Origin of the sequence: Bacteroides intestinalis DSM 17393 (assembly GCF_000172175.1) — a bacterium.
In the GTDB taxonomy this organism is placed as follows: domain Bacteria; phylum Bacteroidota; class Bacteroidia; order Bacteroidales; family Bacteroidaceae; genus Bacteroides; species Bacteroides intestinalis.
The window spans coordinates 2,712,327-2,730,489 of sequence record NZ_ABJL02000008.1 but is presented as its reverse complement, the minus strand read 5'-3'; the positions used below and the strand labels follow the sequence as shown (position 1 = coordinate 2,730,489).

Annotated in this window: 21 protein-coding genes; 4 read left to right on the top strand and 17 right to left on the bottom strand. The window is 45.7% G+C overall.

Going from position 1 to position 18,163, the window contains the following annotated elements; translation table 11 throughout:
* Positions 1-9: 9 nt before the first annotated feature.
* From pyrF to BACINT_RS20420, 4 genes are read right to left on the bottom strand one after another with little or no spacing between them, the layout of a single operon-like run.
* Positions 10-840: an orotidine-5'-phosphate decarboxylase gene (gene pyrF / locus BACINT_RS20435; RefSeq protein WP_007666778.1), complete on the bottom strand. Its 831-nt coding sequence runs from the start codon at positions 838-840 to the stop codon at positions 10-12.
* Between the two features lie 35 nt (positions 841-875).
* Entirely contained in the window at positions 876-2,645 is a 1,770-nt protein-coding gene (locus BACINT_RS20430; protein ID WP_007666777.1) for a DUF4153 domain-containing protein, read from the bottom strand.
* A 46-nt stretch (positions 2,646-2,691) separates the two neighbouring features.
* A complete protein-coding gene (gene prfA / locus BACINT_RS20425) occupies positions 2,692-3,804 on the bottom strand; it encodes a peptide chain release factor 1 (RefSeq protein WP_007666776.1) in 1,113 nt (370 codons plus the stop codon).
* Between the two features lie 4 nt (positions 3,805-3,808).
* Complete coding sequence (locus BACINT_RS20420) at positions 3,809-4,978, bottom strand: AIR synthase-related protein (RefSeq protein WP_044155139.1); 1,170 nt, start codon at positions 4,976-4,978, stop codon at positions 3,809-3,811.
* 141 nt (positions 4,979-5,119) lie between these two features.
* On the opposite strand from BACINT_RS20420, the gene BACINT_RS24410 reads away from it, so the two are divergent.
* Together BACINT_RS24410 and BACINT_RS20415 are read left to right on the top strand one after the other, a co-directional pair.
* Complete coding sequence (locus BACINT_RS24410) at positions 5,120-5,278, top strand: hypothetical protein (protein WP_007666774.1); 159 nt, start codon at positions 5,120-5,122, stop codon at positions 5,276-5,278.
* Between the two features lie 2 nt (positions 5,279-5,280).
* Positions 5,281-5,571: a PIN domain-containing protein gene (locus BACINT_RS20415; RefSeq protein ID WP_007666773.1), complete on the top strand. Its 291-nt coding sequence runs from the start codon at positions 5,281-5,283 to the stop codon at positions 5,569-5,571.
* Positions 5,572-5,727: 156 nt separating this feature from the next.
* Here the strand turns inward: BACINT_RS20415 and BACINT_RS20410 are convergent, their stop codons facing one another.
* Complete coding sequence (locus BACINT_RS20410) at positions 5,728-5,952, bottom strand: hypothetical protein (protein ID WP_007666772.1); 225 nt, start codon at positions 5,950-5,952, stop codon at positions 5,728-5,730.
* A 617-nt stretch (positions 5,953-6,569) separates the two neighbouring features.
* Here BACINT_RS20410 and BACINT_RS20405 point away from each other — a divergent pair.
* Both BACINT_RS20405 and BACINT_RS20400 read left to right on the top strand, forming a co-directional pair.
* Positions 6,570-7,058 (top strand): RNA polymerase sigma factor, encoded by a 489-nt coding sequence (locus BACINT_RS20405; RefSeq protein WP_007666770.1) that lies wholly within the window; start codon positions 6,570-6,572, stop codon positions 7,056-7,058.
* Between the two features lie 13 nt (positions 7,059-7,071).
* Positions 7,072-7,632 carry a hypothetical protein gene (locus BACINT_RS20400; RefSeq protein ID WP_007666768.1) on the top strand — a complete coding sequence of 187 codons (561 nt, stop codon included), beginning with the start codon at positions 7,072-7,074 and terminating at the stop codon, positions 7,630-7,632.
* Positions 7,633-7,753: 121 nt separating this feature from the next.
* On the opposite strand, the gene BACINT_RS20395 is transcribed toward BACINT_RS20400, so the two are convergent.
* From BACINT_RS20395 to obgE, 12 genes are all read right to left on the bottom strand, one after another.
* A complete protein-coding gene (locus tag BACINT_RS20395; protein WP_007666766.1) occupies positions 7,754-8,335 on the bottom strand; it encodes a LemA family protein in 582 nt (193 codons plus the stop codon).
* Between the two features lie 134 nt (positions 8,336-8,469).
* Positions 8,470-9,375, bottom strand: coding sequence for a TPM domain-containing protein (locus BACINT_RS20390; protein WP_044155138.1), 906 nt, complete (start codon positions 9,373-9,375; stop codon positions 8,470-8,472).
* Between the two features lie 38 nt (positions 9,376-9,413).
* Positions 9,414-10,364 (bottom strand): alpha/beta hydrolase, encoded by a 951-nt coding sequence (locus BACINT_RS20385; RefSeq protein ID WP_007666754.1) that lies wholly within the window; start codon positions 10,362-10,364, stop codon positions 9,414-9,416.
* 17 nt (positions 10,365-10,381) lie between these two features.
* Entirely contained in the window at positions 10,382-11,128 is a 747-nt protein-coding gene (locus tag BACINT_RS20380; RefSeq protein ID WP_007666750.1) for a shikimate dehydrogenase family protein, read from the bottom strand.
* Positions 11,129-11,234: 106 nt separating this feature from the next.
* Positions 11,235-11,972 (bottom strand): bifunctional demethylmenaquinone methyltransferase/2-methoxy-6-polyprenyl-1,4-benzoquinol methylase UbiE, encoded by a 738-nt coding sequence (gene ubiE, locus BACINT_RS20375; protein WP_007666747.1) that lies wholly within the window; start codon positions 11,970-11,972, stop codon positions 11,235-11,237.
* A gap of 12 nt (positions 11,973-11,984) precedes the next feature.
* On the bottom strand, positions 11,985-12,929 hold the full coding sequence (locus BACINT_RS20370) for a phosphoribosylaminoimidazolesuccinocarboxamide synthase (RefSeq protein ID WP_007666744.1): 945 nt from the start codon (positions 12,927-12,929) through the stop codon (positions 11,985-11,987).
* 185 nt (positions 12,930-13,114) lie between these two features.
* Positions 13,115-14,116: a PhoH family protein gene (locus BACINT_RS20365; RefSeq protein ID WP_007666742.1), complete on the bottom strand. Its 1,002-nt coding sequence runs from the start codon at positions 14,114-14,116 to the stop codon at positions 13,115-13,117.
* Positions 14,117-14,185: 69 nt separating this feature from the next.
* The gene (locus tag BACINT_RS20360) at positions 14,186-14,815 is read right to left on the bottom strand and encodes a M23 family metallopeptidase (protein WP_394330159.1); all 630 of its coding nucleotides are present in this window, start codon (positions 14,813-14,815) and stop codon (positions 14,186-14,188) included.
* Between the two features lie 15 nt (positions 14,816-14,830).
* Positions 14,831-15,496, bottom strand: a complete 666-nt coding sequence (locus BACINT_RS20355; RefSeq protein ID WP_007666739.1) for a B3/B4 domain-containing protein — start codon at positions 15,494-15,496, stop codon at positions 14,831-14,833.
* A complete protein-coding gene (locus tag BACINT_RS20350; RefSeq protein ID WP_007666736.1) occupies positions 15,466-16,110 on the bottom strand; it encodes a lipoprotein signal peptidase in 645 nt (214 codons plus the stop codon). The genes BACINT_RS20355 and BACINT_RS20350 overlap by 31 nt, the downstream gene beginning before the upstream one ends.
* Before the next feature lies 1 nt (position 16,111).
* Positions 16,112-16,936 (bottom strand): peptidoglycan editing factor PgeF, encoded by an 825-nt coding sequence (pgeF, locus tag BACINT_RS20345; RefSeq protein WP_007666714.1) that lies wholly within the window; start codon positions 16,934-16,936, stop codon positions 16,112-16,114.
* Positions 16,933-18,105 carry a GTPase ObgE gene (gene obgE, locus BACINT_RS20340; RefSeq protein ID WP_007666710.1) on the bottom strand — a complete coding sequence of 391 codons (1,173 nt, stop codon included), beginning with the start codon at positions 18,103-18,105 and terminating at the stop codon, positions 16,933-16,935. The genes pgeF and obgE overlap by 4 nt, the downstream gene beginning before the upstream one ends.
* Positions 18,106-18,163 lie beyond the last annotated feature (58 nt).

Below are 18,163 nucleotides of genomic sequence, written 5' to 3'. Positions count from 1 at the left end.
GATAAGTGATTAGGCGTTAATCACTCCCTTCAACTGTTCCGCCATCTGCTGTTGCACTTCCTTTGCGGCGTTGCGTGCAGCTTCTGCAAATTTTTCAGTCTTATCCACATAGATGATACCACGGCTGGAGTTTACAATCAGTCCGCAAGTGGAGTTCATGCCATACTTACAAACTTCTTCCAGTGAGCCACCCTGCGCACCTACGCCCGGCACAAGCAGGAAGTGGTTGGGAACAATCTTGCGGATATCTTCGAAAGCACGGCCTTGTGTGGCACCTACCACATACATCATCTGTCCGTCGTTGCCCCATTCCTGAGACTTGCGCAGTACTTTTTCGAAAAGGCGTTCGCCGTTGGGATCTTCCGTCAACTGGAAGTCGTGGGAGCCTTTGTTGCTTGTCAGTGCCAGGAGGATTACCCACTTGCCTTCGTAAGTCAGGAACGGAGTAACACTGTCCTCACCCATGTAAGGGGCTACGGTTACAGAGTCGATGTCCAGTTCGTCGAAGAATGTGCGGGCATACATGGCAGAGGTATTTCCAATATCACCACGCTTTGCATCGGCAATGATGAATTGGTCGGGATAGTTTTCCTTGATATATTTCACAGTCTTTTCAAAAGCGATCCAGCCTTTCACGCCCATGCTCTCATAGAAAGCGAGGTTCGGTTTGTAGGCAATGCAAAGGTCAGCCGTTGCGTCGATGATGGCTTTATTGAAGGCGAAGATCGGATCTTCTTCTTTCAACAAGTGTTCCGGGATTTTCTTGATGTCTGTATCCAGACCTACGCAGAGGAATGATTTCTTACGCTTGATATTTTCAAAAAGTTGTTGTTTGTTCATATTGGATATATTTAGTCTGTTTATGATACGCTTTATTATTTCCTGAATAAATAGCCGTTTATATTCAGGAAAAGAGCCTCGTTTCCTTCCTCTTGATAATCTAAGGAGAAGCCTGTCAGTATGAAGAGGCACTTATCGGAGTTACATTTGAATTGAGCGGGAGGCATTTCACCATATTTATAACGTTGAAGTGCTTTAATGTTTTTAAGGTCAATGTATGCCGTATCGTTCATTTTATCTGTCCGGGTACCGAGAGAGGCGGGCAATACTCCTGTTTCTATATACTTATGTGGAATCTTGAGTTGCCTGCTTGATTCCGGTATGATAACGAAACAGCTGTATCCCTTAGGAATCTCGATGCTTGTCAGTGAGGATGCCTGAGCACTGTATGATATAGCCCGGTTATTGTCAGCGGCTTTATCGTTGTCGGCCGTTTCATCACTGTTCTGACCGAAACGGTTTTTGGCATAATAGAATGATGCGTCTTTGTCCACAAGGTCGGCTATGCTTTTCCGTCCGAACCAGTAGTGCAGATAACGGAGCCGGTCGTTTACTTGCAATGCAGTCTTTGCCGGAAGTGAATCCAGCCAGTTGTCGTACTGGTTGCGTGAAAGGGGCAAGTCTGTTTTACCGCTTCGTGCCAGTTCCTTCTCTATGCTACGGCGCATAACGTTCCGGGTGATACTTGCATAGTTCACCGGCAATACGGAAGTCAGCAGGAAGATGATGGAAAATGAAATGGGAATCCAACTGATGCGGCGTGCCCGGGTGAGGACCAGTCCGAAGCAAACGATATAACACCAGATATTGAGTGTGATCAGATAAAGCCGGTTGATTGTGACACCATAATCGTTGAAGCGGCGGATGATGCCGACTGTCATTAATATCAGTAACGGCAATACCAGGGCAGGCAGCCAGCGTGCAATCCATTCGTTTATGCGCTTTGATTCACTGACCCGTGACGGATACAGTCCGAATTCAATGGCGATGCATCCCGCCATGAGCGCCACAACGAGCCAGGATACCCAGCCTGTAGGCAGTTCCCAACTGATAAGGATGCGGGTGGCATAGATATAGAGCACAAGCAGATATCCTGCCATGAGCGGGAGAAAAAGGAAATGTATCGTTCCGTTCAGGAACTCCGATGGTTGCGGTTCTTGGTTGTGCTTTAGCTTATTTTTGGGCAACATACCGAGGAAGAGCAGCATCGGAAGCAATACACTGCATACAACAAGGATATACAGGTAACATTTCCAGCTTACATCTACATCGAAAAGTTGGTGGAGTGAAAAGACGAGCAGGCTTATTCCGCCACTCATAATCAGTCCCACCACGTTTGCCGTAACAAAAGCCCCTACGGTGTAGGAAGCAAAGTTCCAGCTTGGAATGTCATTCTTTTCTTGGGTGAATGAGAGGAAAAAGACTGAAAGCCACAAAGCGAGGATAGCCGCTCCGTGAGCTATGCTTATTTCTGTGAGCGACCGCTCCGGAGAGAGGCTGTAGAGATACACTGCGTCGGCAATAAGCAATACATGCATCACAATGTGCACGCTGATTTCTTTAATCCGGTTCTTTATCTCTTCGCTCCACAGATGGAGAGTGAGTGAGAGCAGAGTACCGACAGAGAAGTAATAACCCAAAACCAGCGTCAGCTTCTTTTCATCATCCATTTCGGTAGATACCAGATAAGCCAGATAGGCGGTAAGTGCAAGGACAAAACATACTGTGGTTGGAAAACGTTTCAGGCAATTCTGAAATGCTTCCGTCAGAGTATGAAATGCTTTATTTAAAAACTGTCCTTTCATCTTGTTCTGCCGTTGATGTTTCCGGGTCTATGGCTTTCTTTTAGGGTTACAGTTCACTCTCTTTCAGTCGTTCTGCATTTTCCGCTACAATCAGGTGGTCTATGCAGTCCTGGATATCGCCATCCATGAAGGCGGCAAGGTTATAAATGGTATAGTTGATACGATGATCAGTGATACGTCCTTGCGGATAGTTGTAGGTACGGATTTTAGCGGAGCGGTCTCCGGTGGATACCATTGTCTTACGCTTGGAGGCAATATCGTCCAGATATTTCTGGTGTTCTTTGTCGTAAATAAATGTACGCAAGCGTGAGAGGGCGCGTTCCTTATTCTTCGGTTGATCGCGCGTTTCGGTACATTCTATCAGGATTTCCTCAGAAACACCCGTATTGGGGTTCTTCCAGACATAGCGCAGACGCACACCGGATTCCACCTTATTTACGTTCTGTCCGCCGGCACCGCCGCTTCGGAAGGTATCCCACTTGATTTCGCCTTCGTTAATTACTACATCGAACTCTTCTGCTTCGGGCAGCACAGCTACGGATGCGGCGGAAGTGTGCACACGCCCCTGAGTTTCAGTGGCCGGAACGCGCTGCACGCGGTGTACACCCGATTCATACTTCAACGTTCCGTACACATTATCGCCCGTAACGCTGCAAATGATTTCCTTGAATCCACCTGCTGCACCTTCGTTGACGCTGGATATTTCCATCTTCCAACCTTTTGTTTCGCAGAATTTGGTGTACATGCGGAAGAGGTCTCCGGCAAAGATGGCAGCTTCGTCACCACCTGTACCGCCACGGATTTCGAGGATGGCGTTCTTGCTGTCCTGTGGGTCGGCAGGCACGAGGAGGAGTTTGATATGTTCTTCCAGTTCCGGCTGGCGTGCCTGACAGGCATCCAATTCTTCGCGTGCCATTTCCCGCATCTCCGGATCGGCTTCGTTAGTGATGATCTCTTTGGCTTCCTCGATGCCGTTCAGCACTTGGATATATTCTTTGCGGGCCTCCATCAGATCGCCCAGTTCTTTGTACTCTTTGGTGAGTTTAACGTAACGCTTCTGGTCGGCAATCACTGCCGGGTCTGTAATCAGCGTCGATACTTCTTCGAAGCGAGCAACGAGGCCTTCGAGTTTTTCTAATATGGTGTTGTTGTCTGCCATTGAATTAGTATTTGAATTTTCCGAACTCACTATTGATAATCAGTTCTTTCTGGTTGCTTTCTTCAATACGTCCAACAATCTGTGCATCGATGCCGAAGCTCTTGCTGATGGCAATTACTTCCTCGGCATGTTCGGGCGATAAATATACTTCAAGGCGGTGTCCCATATTGAATACCTTGTACATTTCTGCCCAGTCCGTATTGCTCTGCTCTTTAATCGTTTTGAACAAAGGAGGAACAGGGAACAAATTATCCTTAATCACGCGGCAATTGTCACCTATAAAGTGCAACACTTTCGTCTGTGCACCACCCGAGCAGTGTACCATACCGTGAATTTCAGGGCGAAGTGCATCCAGCAACTTCTTCACTACCGGCGCATACGTGCGGGTAGGGGAGAGTACCAATTTGCCTGCATCCAGCGGGCTGTCTTCTACGGCATCCGTCAGTTTCAGACCACCGGAGTAAACCAGTTCTTCGGGCACTGCCTTGTCATAACTTTCGGGATATTTTTCTGCCAGATATTTGGAGAATACATCATGACGGGCGCTGGTTAGTCCGTTGCTGCCCATACCACCGTTATATTCCTTTTCGTAAGTAGCCTGTCCGTAAGAAGCCAAGCCTACAATTACATCACCCGGACGGATATTGGCATTATCAATCACATCGCTGCGCTTCATGCGGCAAGTTACGGTACTGTCTACGATGATGGTACGTACCAAATCGCCTACATCGGCAGTTTCACCGCCTGTAGCATATACGCCTACACCCATTTCGCGGAGCTCGGCGAGCAATTCGTCCGTACCGTTGATGATGGCGGAGATTACTTCTCCCGGAATAAGGAGTTTGTTGCGTCCGATGGTAGAAGAAACCAGGATATTATCTACTGCACCTACGCAGAGCAGGTCGTCGATATTCATAATCAGTGCATCTTGTGCAATGCCTTTCCAAACAGAAAGATCACCTGTTTCTTTCCAGTACATATAAGCCAATGAGGACTTCGTGCCTGCACCGTCAGCGTGCATAATGTTGCAATACTCCGGGTCACCGCCCAAAATGTCAGGGATAATTTTGCAGAAAGCCTGCGGGAAAATACCTTTGTCGATGTTCTTGATGGCATTGTGCACATCTTCTTTAGAAGCGCTGACACCGCGCATCATGTATCTTTGGTTACTCATGAGATTAATAAGTTTGTTCAATATTGATGGCGCAAAGATAGTGATTATTCTTCAGATACCTGCTTATTCTTTAACTGTTATTGTTCCGTCAATTAAAAGAAATGCGCTATCTTTGTAGAATAAAAACTAATAATAAACTTTATGGAAGAGAAGAAGGAAAAACAAATAGAAGAAAAAGCTACGACTGAGGTGGTGGCTAAGAAGAGGAGCAGTAGGAGAAGAACTGTGAGCAAGACGCTTGAAGCTGCAAGAAGACTTAAGGGTAGTCTTATCGTGAACGATCCTAAATTTTTGCTTTAAGCATGAGATACCTTATAGATACAAACATCTTTGTTTATTTGGCCACTGACGTAGATTCTTTAAATCGCGATGTTTTGTCATTGTTTGAAGAGCCTGATGCATTGTTGTATATGAGTGCCGAGTCTGTCCGCGAATTAATAGTTGCCTATCGCAACAAAGGCTTGTGCTCCAAGCGGTGGAAATCAATAGAAGAGATGGTAGTCGCCATTGAAAACGACTTCTACGTCAAGATACTCCCTTTAAAGAAGGAGCACATGAAAACTTACGCAAAAATGGAAATAAATGAAGCCTAGGGACACAAAGACCCTTCCGACCATGTAATCATTGCCCATGCCATCACCGAGCATTTACCGCTCATCTCCAGCGATATCCGCTTTGAATTCTACAGAAATCAAGGGCTCGATCTGATATTCAACAGAAAGTAATCCTCGTAAATCATAGATTGCATTCTACTGTTTTACTTTCAATCTCTCCCAAATCGTTTTCTTTTGAGACATTTTTATTAAAGCAACCCCCATCAGGCAACAAGCGCAGCGTAGTTCTTGCTTGGAAAGCGCATTCAGATTATTCGTAAGACTGGATAAGGGGTAGTTCTCTTTGAAAAAGGAAAAAGTATCGGCTGAGTTTTCTAAGTCGGTTTTCATCTGGCAGGAGCAGGTAAGAAGTTCATCCATCGTGTTATAAGTTTTAAAGGGTTAGTCGTGTGTTCCTACTTCTCTAATGTAAAAAAGAGACGTGGGAACTATTGGCATTATTATTCAACTCCAAGGCTCTGGTAAACCCGTCAAGAAAACAATAAGCAATAGCCCCACGCCAGAGTGTATATAACAAAATTATACGCAACCCGGACGTGGAGACTTCCACTTATTATTCGCTCTTGCAAAAATTTACCAGACTTTAGAAGTTACGAATAATAAAATGATATCTCCAAATCGCAAAATATATTTCTTTTCCAACGAAAGAAATACGCAGCAAAGATACAAGTTTTTTATGAAAAGTATGCATAGAGTGGGATGGAAATGAACTATAAATCTTTATAGTTAACCTTACTGAACAGTGATCTCTAAGTGAAGTAATTGTTGCTATTATATTGCCAATGTTTTGCCATCGTACTGGCAAGCTTTTGCCAATGCGGTGGCAAGCTTTTGCCAATGTGGTGGCACAACTTTGCCAATGTGGTGGCAAGATGGCAGATGTACTTCGAGCGTGAAACAGCTTTAACTTACTTTTTTCTTCCCTCTTGCAACTAATTCCCTAACCGGGCGTCTTATGTATAAAAGACTATCTTAAGATGGAACAGAATACGAAAGAAAAACAGTTCACTTCTCTCATCGAGGAATACAAGCGAGTGATCTATAAAATCTGCTACATGTATGCAACGGATGGAGATAATTTTAAAGATCTCTACCAAGATGTAGTAATAAACCTTTGGAAAGGCTTCGAGGGTTATGAAGGAAAGGGTAAACTTTCTTCGTGGATTTACCGCGTGGGATTGAATACCTGTATATCCTTCTACCGCCAGCAGCAACGCCGGGGCGAACATACTTCCTTGGATTCCCTCTACGGGCTGGAAGCAGAGGACAGTGAAACGACCCGACGCTTGAAAGAGATGTATCGCCTCATTGCGGGACTGGACAAGTTTGAACGTGCCGTCATCTTGCTGTGGCTGGATGAAAATTCTTACGAAGAGATTGCGGAAATTGTTGGTGTGCCGCGCAATACCGTAGCTTCAAGATTAAAACGAATTAAGGATAAACTTACAAAACAAGCGAATAGCTAAAATAAAACAGATTATGGAACTGGAAGAATTGAAACAAAATTGGAATATAATGGAAGAAAGACTCGGACGCCTGGAAATGGAGCAGCGCCAGCAACTAAATAATAAGGTGGTCAGTAAAGTAAAGCAGGTACAGGATCGTGTGTTGCGTCGATTTACGGTTTTGATTCTCTGTTTGCCTCTCATGGCTTGGCTTTTGGTGCGCAATCAGGTGTATGATTTCAGCGTACTGACGTGGGTATTGTTGTTTCTGTTTGTAGTTGTGATACTCGCCCGGCAACTTACGTGGATGTTGCTACTAAGGAAGATTGATTGCCTGAAGATGACTGTACGTGAAGTGTGTCTGGCAGAAAGTCGTTTCCGGATGTCTTTCAAAGTGGGGATAGCTGTGAGTGTGTTGTGTGCCGTACCTTTACTGGTAAGTATGATATGGGATATGTCCCAAATGGGTGATCGTTATATATTGATAGGTGCCTGGACCGGGCTTGTCGTAGGGGGGCTGATAGGAATCCGTTTGTTTCTCAAAGCCTGGAGCGGGATAAAAGAACTGAAAGAGGCAATAACGGATTTGCAATAGTAATCTTAAAAAATGAAAGTACCCCTTCCACCCATCGGAAACTCCGATCTATTCGAGTTTCCAGGGTGGAAGGGGTATTTGTTTTTTATAGAACCGTTTGTTACGGTGGGAATATACTTATTTAGAACTGTACCTGCGGTGCTGTTTCAGCTCCTTCGGAAGCTTCAAAGTAAGCACGCTTTTCGAAACCGAACAGACTTGCAAGAATGTTCTTCGGGAAGCGGCGGATGGCAGTATTGAAGTTCTTTGCTGCATTGTTGAAGTTGGTACGTGCCACGTTGATACGGTTTTCAGTACCTTCCAATTGAGCTTGCAGTTCCAGGAAATTCTGGTTTGCTTTCAGGTCGGGGTAATTCTCAGTAATGGCAAGCAACTTACCCAATGCAGAAGTTACCGCACCTTGAGCTTTCTGGTATTCAGCCAACTTTTCCGGAGTCAGATCATTAACATCTACTTTAATTTGAGTAGCCTGGCTGCGAGCCTCTACTACACCCTCCAGAGTTTCTTTTTCATGAGAAGCGTATCCTTTTACCGTACTAACCAGATTCGGAATCAAGTCGGCACGGCGTTGATATTGTGTTTCAACGTTTGACCATTGTCCGCTTACGTTTTCATCCATAGTTACTAGTCCGTTATAACCAGTAACACCCCAAATGACGAGGAGAGCTAAAACAACAAGAATGATAATAGTTGATTTCTTCATACTTTTCTTTTATTAAATGATTATTATTAATTAGCTGCAAGTTACGAGCTACAAGCTACGAGTTGCTGCGCTGTGATACCGAAAGGCACTTGTAGCTTGTAACCCGTATCTTGTCACTCTGAGAGTTTCAACTCTCAGAATCGGGAACCGGCACCTCCGCCACCTCCCATACCTCCACCGAAGCTGCCTCCGCTGAAGCCACCGCCTCCGCCGCCGAAGCCTCCGCCACCACCGAAGATAACCGGACCTCCTCCGCCACCTCCGCGATAGTTTTCATCATACGACTGTTTGCGGCGTACTATCTTGTGTCCGCAGTTGCGGCAAGTGTAGGTAACATCTTCCGTTTTTACTCCGTTGATTCGGGAAATCACTTTACTGCTGGTGCGTTGCAATTTGTGCTGTCCGCAGTTGGGGCATTTGCTTGCGGCACGTGCCGCCATCCAACCGATTCCTCCGGCAACAACAAAGAATCCGATAACTGCTGCCAGAATGCCGAAGAAGGAAATGTCTTCTTCATCATCTGTATCATTCACCATGCTACCGTCCAGTCTGCCGCATACGGCACGCATACCGGCAACCATACCTGCATCCCAGTTACCATCTTTCAGATAAGGAATCATGTCGCGCGTCTGGATACGTTTACAGATGGCATCGGGCAGATCTCCTTCCAGTCCATAACCTGTATAGAACTGGATGCAGCGCTGGTCGGTCACCAGAAGAATGACCAGACCATTATTCTTTCCTTTCTTTCCTACACCCCATTCATTGAGCAGGCGGTGCGCAAAGTCAAAGCAATCATCATTGCCGATAGACGGAACCACGGCAACTACTGTCTCAATGCCGGTCTGTTGTTCCAATGCATACAACATACGGTCGATGCTGTCGCAGGCAGCCTGAGAGAGGATGCCGTCCGGATTGCAGACATAGCGCATTTTGTTCTGAAGATGTACTTTGGGGATATTGTCTGTAGTATAGACCTTCTGTGCCTGCATGGATAGCAGCAGGCATAGGAATAAACTTATGGAGATTAATCTTTTCATACTAATGTATTTGTGTGGCGAATATAGGAAAAATCACATCAATAGATGTATTTTCCTACAAAATTCTTCACACGTTCGGTGTATTCCTCCGGGTGATCCTTGTAGGACATGGCGTGTGTGGCACCGGGGGCAAGCCACAATTCTTTAGGTTCCGATTTTGCCTCGTAGAGGGGATATACCATCCAGGTGGGTACGTATGTATCTGCATCGCCATGAATGAAGAACATCGGCAGTTTGCATTTCCTGACCTGATTCAGCGAAGAAGCTTCCTTGAAGTTCCAGCCGTATTTCGCGTTGCACAGCCAGCTGGTGGTGTACATCAACGGGAAAGGAGGCAACCCGAACTGTCCCTTCAACTCGTAGGAGAATTCATCCCAGACGCTGGTATAACCGCAATCTTCCACAAAACATTTCACAAAAGGTTGTTGAGGCTCACCGGATACCATCATAGTGGTGGCGGCACCCATAGAGATGCCATGTACTACCATCTGGGTATTTCCGCCGTAAATATCGTTGGCAATGTCCATCCAGCGCAATACGTCCAGCCGGTCTTTCCAACCCATTTGAATGGCAGGGCCTCCGCTTAATCCCTGATTCTGCAGGTCGGGCAACAGAATGTTATACTTTAAATCTTTGTTGTAAAGGTAACCTATCATCAGCATGCGGATGCAATCGTCCGTATAACCATGCACGATGACGGCTGTTTTGTGGGTAGGTTCGGGGGCGGCTGCGTAAATGGCATGCAGTTGCACCCCGTCAGGGTTGATAATAAAGGTATCCCGTAAAGCACCGACAGTTTGCAAACTATCTATCCAAGGCTTGATTTGCGGATACTCGCTGAGCATATACTCGTAGGAGCCGGGAATATCTTTCCCTTTGTTGTGCTCTGGTCTCAGCGAGTAGCCGAGCATGTAGAAACTCGCACCCGTGAGGGCAATAACGATAACTGCTAACAGTCCGAGTAGACTGTACTTGATACCTTTCTTCATCTTTCCTTCCTTTCACTCTATTTGTCCCATATTTCCCATGCGGCAAATGCTTGCAATAACAGCATTTCCAGTCCGTTTTTAGTAACGGCGCCGTGAGCCTCTCCCTTTTTCATGAAAAGGGTTTCATTGGGATTATATAACAAATCGTAGAGTAAATGGTTGGGAGTTAATTGATCATAAGGAATATCCGGACAGAAATCCACCTTAGGGTACATGCCTACGGGTGTACAGTTTACGATAATAGTATATTCCTGCATAATCTCCGGTGTCAGTTCGTCATAAGTGAGGTGAGACGATTCCTTTTTCGTACGCGATACGAATACGCTTTCGATGCCCAGATTGGCCAGTCCGCGATAGACGGCTTTGGATGCACCGCCTGTACCCAGAATCAGCGCCTTCTTGTGATGGGGTTGCAGTAAAGGTTCAATGGACTGTGTAAATCCTATGATATCCGAGTTATAGCCGACAAGTTTTACTTTTCCCTTCGGCTGGCGGATGATTTTGATGACGTTCACTGCGCCGATCTTTGCGGTATCTTTGTCCAGTTCGTCAAGAAAGGGGATGACCTGTTCTTTGTACGGAATGGTCACATTAAGTCCGCAGAGGTTGGGATTTTCCTCTATGACTTCCATAAAGTCATTGATGTTGGGTATCTCAAAGTTTACATATTCGGCGTCGATATTCTCCGATTTGAACTTTTCATTGAAATATCCGATGGAAAACGAATGTCTCAGCGGATAGCCTATTAAACCGTATTTCTGCATAATTCTCTTAGTGTGCTATGTCAATAATATAGTAATGGTAAAATGGTGGGATGGTAGGATGATAACATTGAATCTTAACATGTTATCATCTTACCATCCTATCATTCTATTTAGTCGCAGTATAAAGAGTGCATATACCGAATGTCAGTCTGCGGAAATTAACCTGACTGAAACCTGCTTTGCGAATAACTTTTTGCATCACTTCGCCTTGCGGGAAAGCACGGATGCTTTGGGGCAGGTAGGTGTAAGCACTATTGTCTTTTGACAGGCATTTGCCGAGCAGGGGGATGACTACTTTGGAGTAGATGGTGAAAAGTTGTTTCATTGGAAAACGGTCCGGTGTGGAGAGTTCCAGAATGACGAGATGTCCTCCGGTTTTCAGCACGCGGCACATTTCCGCCAACCCTTTGTCCAACCCTTCGAAGTTGCGGATACCGAATGCTACGGTTACAGCATCGAACGTGTCATCGGCAAATGAGAGAGAGGTGCAGTCCTCCCGGGCAAAGGATATTTTGTCCGAGAGGTGCGCCTGTTTTACTTTATTACGTCCCACGTCCATCATTCCCTCTGAGATGTCGGTGCCTATCAGTTCGTCAGGCTGCAACTCGCGGCAGGCAAGAATGGCAAAGTCACCTGTACCGGTGGCTACGTCCATGATGCACTTTGGTTGGAAAGGCTTTAACCAATTGATCGCTTTCCGGCGCCAACTGCGGTCGATGCCTAATGAAAGGGTATGGTTCAGCTTATCATAAGCAGGAGCAATGTTGTCGAACATTTCTTCTACCTGTTCACTCTTTTTTCCGTCCTCACCGTAGGGTTTGATATGTTCCTGGGGATAATCCATACTAACCGTTTATCACTTGTTTAAGTATTCCGTTACGTTCTTCTCAATGCGTGAAGCAATGTTGCTGGTATCTTCCTTCACGAATTGCTCTCCGGTGATGTGCTCGTACAGTTCAATGTAACGCTCACTGATGGATGCTACGATTTCGTCTGTCATTTCTGGAACTTGTTGTCCTGCCTTGCCTTGGAAACTATTGTCCATCAACCATTCGCGAACGAATTCTTTAGAAAGTTGTTTCTGTGCTTCGCCTTTTTCAAAGCGTTCCTGATAACCTTCAGAGTAGAAGTAGCGGCTGGAGTCCGGTGTATGGATTTCGTCCATCAGGTAAATAGTACCGTTGTGCTTACCGAATTCATACTTCGTATCTACCAGAATCAGACCACGTTCTGCTGCGATCTCGGTTCCTCTTTTGAAGAGTGCCATGGTGTATTTTTCCAATACGGCATATTCTTCGGGAGTAGCCAGACCTTTAGCAAGGATTTCTTCTTTTGAAATGTCTGCGTCATGTTCACCGATTTCAGCTTTCGTAGTCGGGGTGATGATGGGTTCGGGGAACTTCTGGTTTTCCTTCATTCCTTCGGGCAACTTCACACCACAGATTTCGCGTACACCACTCTTGTAAGCACGCCATGCGCTACCGCAAAGATAACCGCGTACAATCATTTCGATGGGGAAACCTTCGCACATCACACCTACCGTTACCATCGGGTCGGGTGTAGCTGTCTTCCAGTTGGGACAGATATCAGTAGTCGCATCCAGGAACTTGGCTGCAATCTGATTCAGCATTTGTCCTTTGAAAGGAATACCTTTCGGCAAAACAACGTCGAATGCGGAGATACGGTCGGTTGCTACCATAACCAGCTTTTCACCATTGATGTTATAAACATCGCGTACTTTTCCGTGGTACACACTTTTTTGTCCCGGAAAATTGAAATCAGTTTTTGTTAATGCTTTCATATTACAGTTCTTTAGCTACGAGCTACAAGCTACAAGAGGCTGCACTCGTATTGTTTATTTTTAATGAGTTTATTAGACCACAAGTCATTCTTATTATTTCATTTAGGGCATTCGAACTATCAGCATATTCTTCAGAAGTTATATAATGTAATTTTTAAATCTTTATGCGTCCTAATTTCTCCCATTTATATTATTTTCTTTTCACTGCTTATTGCTGTCCCCTTGCTTGTAGCTCGTAGCTTGTCTCTTGTAGCTGCTTCGAACTTCTCGTAGGCATCTACAATGCGGGTTACCAATTGGTGACGCACAATATCTTTCTTGTTCAGTTCCACGAAGCTGATGCCTTTCACACCTTTCAGGATGCGGAGTGCCTGTACCAGTCCCGAAGTCTGGGAAGAGGGCAGGTCGATCTGTGTCATATCTCCCGTTACGATCATCTTGGTGTTCATACCCATGCGGGTGAGGAACATCTTGATCTGCTGGGTAGTGGTATTCTGCGCTTCATCCAGAATGACAACTGCATCATTCAACGTTCGTCCGCGCATAAAGGCGAGAGGAGCAATCTGAATGATGTTCAGTTCCATGTATTCTTTCAGCTTGGCAGCCGGAATCATATCCTGCAAGGCATCATACAACGGTTGCAGATACGGGTCTATCTTATCCTTCATGTCACCGGGCAGGAATCCAAGCTTCTCACCGGCTTCCACGGCGGGGCGACTGAGGATGATTTTCTTGATCTCTTTATTTTTGAGGGCACGTACGGCAAGGGCAATGGCAGTATACGTCTTTCCCGAACCGGCAGGACCTATGGCAAATACCATGTCGTTCTTGGCAAAACCTTCTACCAGTTTAAGCTGATTTTCACTGCGGGGGATGATCGGTTTGCCTGTCACGCTGAATACGATGACGTTACCCGACTTTTCTGCTTGCGGTGCATTTCCTTTGATGATGTCGATGATCACCTCTTCTTTCAATGAGTTGTATTCGGCGCAGTATTTTTCCAGTTTGGTAATGTTTTCTTCGAATGCGCACATCTCTTCTTCATCTCCCAACACTTTGATGACATTGCCGCGTGCAACAATGCGCAGTTTGGGGTACAAAGCTTTTATCAACTGCATATTGGCGTTATTCACACCGTAAAAGATAACCGGGTCGATATCCTCAAGAACAATCAGTTTTTCTATCATTGAATTGTTTATAAGTTCATGTCGTTTTATAGGTAAAACAGTTGCAAATTTAGTGAAACGTTTGGATACTTAGCTGGTTCCGGCTGTTTTTTTTGTTGCAGGCTTCACGATGACGCCTTTTCCATTCTTGGTGCAGTGAATACACTCTTTACGGAGTGTTCTTTTTTTGAAATCGAAAATGAGATTGGGGTTGAAATGCTGTCCGTTGATGCGGGTTTCAAAATGAAGATGTTCGGTGCTGGCACGTCCGGTACGTCCGGTCAGTGCAATGGGTTGTCCGGCCTTAACGGCGTCACCGCTCTGAACAAGATTCTTAAAATTATGGCTGTATATCGTTTCCAATCCCGAAGAATGGCGCACAACGATTACGTTGCCGTAAGCACTGTAAGGCTTCGACATACGTACAATGCCATCGAAAGCACTGCGTATCGTGTCTTTGGCGCAAGTTTTGATATCAATACCCGAGTGACGGCCACCACCACGTCCGTAAGGAGAAATCACTTTTCCTCCGGGAAGCGGAAAGCAATAAGCGGTGTCAGGTATTTGCTCCAGATGCAATTCTAACAATTTTTCGTTATCGAAAAGCCCCGGTGTAGTAACCCGGATATGATTGATTTCCATTTGTGAGAAGCTAGGTTTCTTTTCAGGCGGAGTATAAGCCAGTGCGAATGACAGCAGCAGAAAGAATATGTTCATGATTAAAGGTCCTTCTCGTCATTCAAAATAGATAATTTCTCCTCCATTTGAGGAAGTGTATTTTTTCAGTAATTCCTGTATCATCTCGGCAGCTTCCCGCAGACCTTCCTGTCCGCTGTAACCATTGACGATGGCAAGGATATGCTGGGTGCCTAAATCCATTTTAGTACGTTCGTTGTCGCTGGTAGGAGTACCGATACCGCCTACGGCATCGCGATAGACCGGAAGTCCTTCGATGTTCAGCACACCCCGTCCGATACCTTCGAATGGTTCTTCGGCGCGTCCAACTCCCAGTTTGAGGTCAGTGCCCTGTATCTTGTCCGCATCGAAACCACCGATGGAATAACCGGTGCGTAGGGATACCAGATTAATCAGGTCAACCAATGTATCTATTTGGTAAAGGGCAATTCCACGCATCAGACGGCGTCGTAAGGCTTCGGCAGAAGGACGGTAACGGCTGGGGTCTTTGCCGCAACGTTTATAAGCCTCCCGGGTAGCTGCAATGGCGGGTTGCAGTTTGACGTCCTCCGGCTGGGTAGTGGAAGTCAGTTCCCGGGTGAAAGTATTGATCTCTTCCCAAAGCCCTTCGCAAAAGGCTGTATTGGTAACTTCTGCATAGACGGCTGCACCTTTGAAGATGGGGCAGGCATTCTTTATTTCTTCTGATACGGTGATCTGGTACATAAACTAAAACTACTATTTAAACTTTTCATGTAAAACAAAAATAAGATAATCACTCCGCAACTGATGGCAGCATCCGCTAAATTGAATACCGGACTGAAGAATACGAAATTGTCCCCTCCTATAAATGGCATCCAGCTTGGCCAGTTAAACTCAAAAAGAGGAAAGTAGAACATATCGACCACTTTTCCATGCAGCCAACTGGTATATCCTTCCCCTATAGGTACGAAAGTAGAAATCTTTGTGGGTGTACTCTTACTGAAAATAACGCCATAGAATATGCTGTCGATGATATTCCCGATAGCTCCTGCCAGTATCAACGAAACACATGCAATATAACCACGCTTATATTTAGCTTTAATAAGTATGACGATATACCATCCAATTGCGATAGCAAATATTGTGCGGGCAATAGTCTGAATGGCTTTAGGCACTATCTGCATACCGAAAGCCATACCGGGATTTTCTATAAAGCGGAGGTAAAACCAATCTGTGATATGAATGCTTTCATTATAAAACATATTCGTTTTAACTTCGATCTTTATGACTTGGTCAAGAATCAAAATTCCCAATACAATGAGAATCGATAGCTGCCCTTTGGACAAAATATTCTTCATATTAATATGGTTTTGTGTCTACTATCATAATTCCCGATAGTATACGTCCTGATTTAATCCCCAGCCGTCTTGCCGAGAAAAATTCTTCATGCCTCATATAGGTGCAAATACCTGATGTTTCTATTTGTTCGCCGGGTACACCGAAGTCGAGCAACTGCATCCGGTTTGCAGCCCACAGGTCGATATGATACTTATGTGTTTCCGGTTTCCATTCTGATATATAATCCATTGCAAAACCGTTCATGCGGAAAGCTTCGTACACTTCTTCGCCTACTTCAAAAGAAGGTAAGGATATGCCGGGACCGATACAAGCGATAACATCTTTTCCATCGGTTCCATAGAGCGCCCGCATCCTGTCGAGAGTGTGTCCGGCTATGTAATTCACCGTTCCCCGCCAACCCGCATGGGCGGCGGCTACTACTTGGTTCTTGCGGTCATACAACAGGATAGGAATACAGTCAGCCGTAGAAATACAAATGCAGCAACCCGGTTCCTTGGTGATTAGTGCATCCACTCCTTGCAGCGTGGCCGTGCGCTCGTCAGATGTGGCATTGAGATACTTTTCATCAATCACCTCCACCTTTGTACCATGTGTTTGGAACGGAATGACTAATTCTTTAGGCTGTTGAGGCATGGAGTTACAGAGTAATTCCTGATTGCGACGGACAGATTCCGCATCATCTCCCGTGTAAGGCGTACAGTTGAAAGAGGCATAATCTCCTTTGCTGAAACCTCCCCGGCGGGTAGTTGCGAAACAAAAAATGTTGGAGTACGGTGTCATAACCCCGTATCCCAACATTCGTTTATCTTCTGTCAAAGCAATCATTGCTTGTCATCCTCCCAGTCTTCTTCCTCATACTCAAAGTCTTCCAGGTCTTCCACGTCCTCATCGTCTTCCACATATTCATAGCTGAGGTCTTCATCCTCACCCATGTCTTTCAACTCTTGCTGGAGTTTGTTTACATCCTTCGGACGGTGAACAATAGCTTCTATTTTGTTGCTATCCTTATTCAACTCTTCCCAAAGAATGTCTTTCAACACGGAAAGCCCCATGCCGGTAATGGAAGAAATGAATACATGCGGAACGTTTGCAGGGAGTGTAGGCTCTATTTCGTCCATCAATTCCTGATCGAGCATATCGCTCTTGGTGATGGCAAGTACCCGTTGCTTGTCCAGCATTTCAGGATTGAAAGTGCTCAGTTCATTCAACAGGATTTCATATTCCTTCCGGATATCGTCGCTATCGGCAGGCACCATGAAGAGCAACAGAGAGTTACGCTCGATGTGCCGCAGAAAGCGCAATCCCAACCCTTTTCCGGCACTGGCTCCTTCAATGATACCGGGAATGTCCGCCATGACAAACGACTTGCTGTCACGGTAAGAAACAATACCCAGATTGGGTTCCAATGTGGTGAATGGATAGTTGGCTATCTTGGGCTTGGCGGCAGATACGGAAGCAAGCAAAGTCGATTTTCCGGCATTCGGGAAGCCTACCAGACCTACGTCTGCCAAGAGTTTCAGCTCCATGATTACTGTCATTTCCTGCATCGGTTCACCTGGTTGTGCAAAGCGGGGTGCCTGACGGGTGGCTGTCTTGAAGTGCCAGTTACCCAGTCCGCCACGTCCGCCTTTCAGCAGGACTACTTCCTGTCCATGCTCGGTGACGTCACAGATATATTCACCTGTTTCGGCATTGTATACCACTGTACCACAGGGAACTTCAATAATCTTATCTTCTCCGTCCTTACCGAAACTGCGGTTCTTGGAACCGGATTCTCCATGTCCGGCCAGTGCATGGCGGTCGTAGCGCAAATGCAACAGCGTCCAATAGTTACGGTTACCGCGCAGGATGATGTGACCTCCTCGTCCTCCGTCACCTCCGTCGGGGCCGCCATTGGGTATGTATTTCTCACGCCTCATGTGCGTAGAGCCTCGTCCGCCCTTCCCGGAGCGGCAATATATCTTTACGTAGTCAACAAAGTTCGATTCAGCCATTTTTTTCCTTACGATTGATTTTAAAATACTTATTTTCTTTTTCGATGCAAAAGTAACG

What these genes read in the sequence shown, in the direction of transcription:
- BACINT_RS20385 (WP_007666754.1), bottom strand. Translation starts at nt 10,364, where the DNA reads ATGAAGAAAGGTATCAAGTACAGTCTACTCGGACTGTTAGCAGTTATC.
- BACINT_RS20405 (WP_007666770.1), top strand. Translation starts at nt 6,570, where the DNA reads ATGGAACAGAATACGAAAGAAAAACAGTTCACTTCTCTCATCGAGGAA.
- BACINT_RS20380 (WP_007666750.1), bottom strand. Translation starts at nt 11,128, where the DNA reads ATGCAGAAATACGGTTTAATAGGCTATCCGCTGAGACATTCGTTTTCC.
- obgE (WP_007666710.1), bottom strand. Translation starts at nt 18,105, where the DNA reads ATGGCTGAATCGAACTTTGTTGACTACGTAAAGATATATTGCCGCTCC.
- pyrF (WP_007666778.1), bottom strand. Translation starts at nt 840, where the DNA reads ATGAACAAACAACAACTTTTTGAAAATATCAAGCGTAAGAAATCATTC.
- BACINT_RS20410 (WP_007666772.1), bottom strand. Translation starts at nt 5,952, where the DNA reads ATGGATGAACTTCTTACCTGCTCCTGCCAGATGAAAACCGACTTAGAA.
- BACINT_RS20430 (WP_007666777.1), bottom strand. Translation starts at nt 2,645, where the DNA reads ATGAAAGGACAGTTTTTAAATAAAGCATTTCATACTCTGACGGAAGCA.
- BACINT_RS20370 (WP_007666744.1), bottom strand. Translation starts at nt 12,929, where the DNA reads ATGAAAGCATTAACAAAAACTGATTTCAATTTTCCGGGACAAAAAAGT.
- pgeF (WP_007666714.1), bottom strand. Translation starts at nt 16,936, where the DNA reads ATGATTGCTTTGACAGAAGATAAACGAATGTTGGGATACGGGGTTATG.
- BACINT_RS20415 (WP_007666773.1), top strand. Translation starts at nt 5,281, where the DNA reads ATGAGATACCTTATAGATACAAACATCTTTGTTTATTTGGCCACTGAC.
- ubiE (WP_007666747.1), bottom strand. Translation starts at nt 11,972, where the DNA reads ATGGATTATCCCCAGGAACATATCAAACCCTACGGTGAGGACGGAAAA.
- BACINT_RS20420 (WP_044155139.1), bottom strand. Translation starts at nt 4,978, where the DNA reads ATGAGTAACCAAAGATACATGATGCGCGGTGTCAGCGCTTCTAAAGAA.
- BACINT_RS20400 (WP_007666768.1), top strand. Translation starts at nt 7,072, where the DNA reads ATGGAACTGGAAGAATTGAAACAAAATTGGAATATAATGGAAGAAAGA.
- BACINT_RS20395 (WP_007666766.1), bottom strand. Translation starts at nt 8,335, where the DNA reads ATGAAGAAATCAACTATTATCATTCTTGTTGTTTTAGCTCTCCTCGTC.
- BACINT_RS20390 (WP_044155138.1), bottom strand. Translation starts at nt 9,375, where the DNA reads ATGAAAAGATTAATCTCCATAAGTTTATTCCTATGCCTGCTGCTATCC.
- BACINT_RS20355 (WP_007666739.1), bottom strand. Translation starts at nt 15,496, where the DNA reads ATGTACCAGATCACCGTATCAGAAGAAATAAAGAATGCCTGCCCCATC.
- BACINT_RS20350 (WP_007666736.1), bottom strand. Translation starts at nt 16,110, where the DNA reads ATGAAGAATATTTTGTCCAAAGGGCAGCTATCGATTCTCATTGTATTG.
- prfA (WP_007666776.1), bottom strand. Translation starts at nt 3,804, where the DNA reads ATGGCAGACAACAACACCATATTAGAAAAACTCGAAGGCCTCGTTGCT.
- BACINT_RS20365 (WP_007666742.1), bottom strand. Translation starts at nt 14,116, where the DNA reads ATGATAGAAAAACTGATTGTTCTTGAGGATATCGACCCGGTTATCTTT.
- BACINT_RS24410 (WP_007666774.1), top strand. Translation starts at nt 5,120, where the DNA reads ATGGAAGAGAAGAAGGAAAAACAAATAGAAGAAAAAGCTACGACTGAG.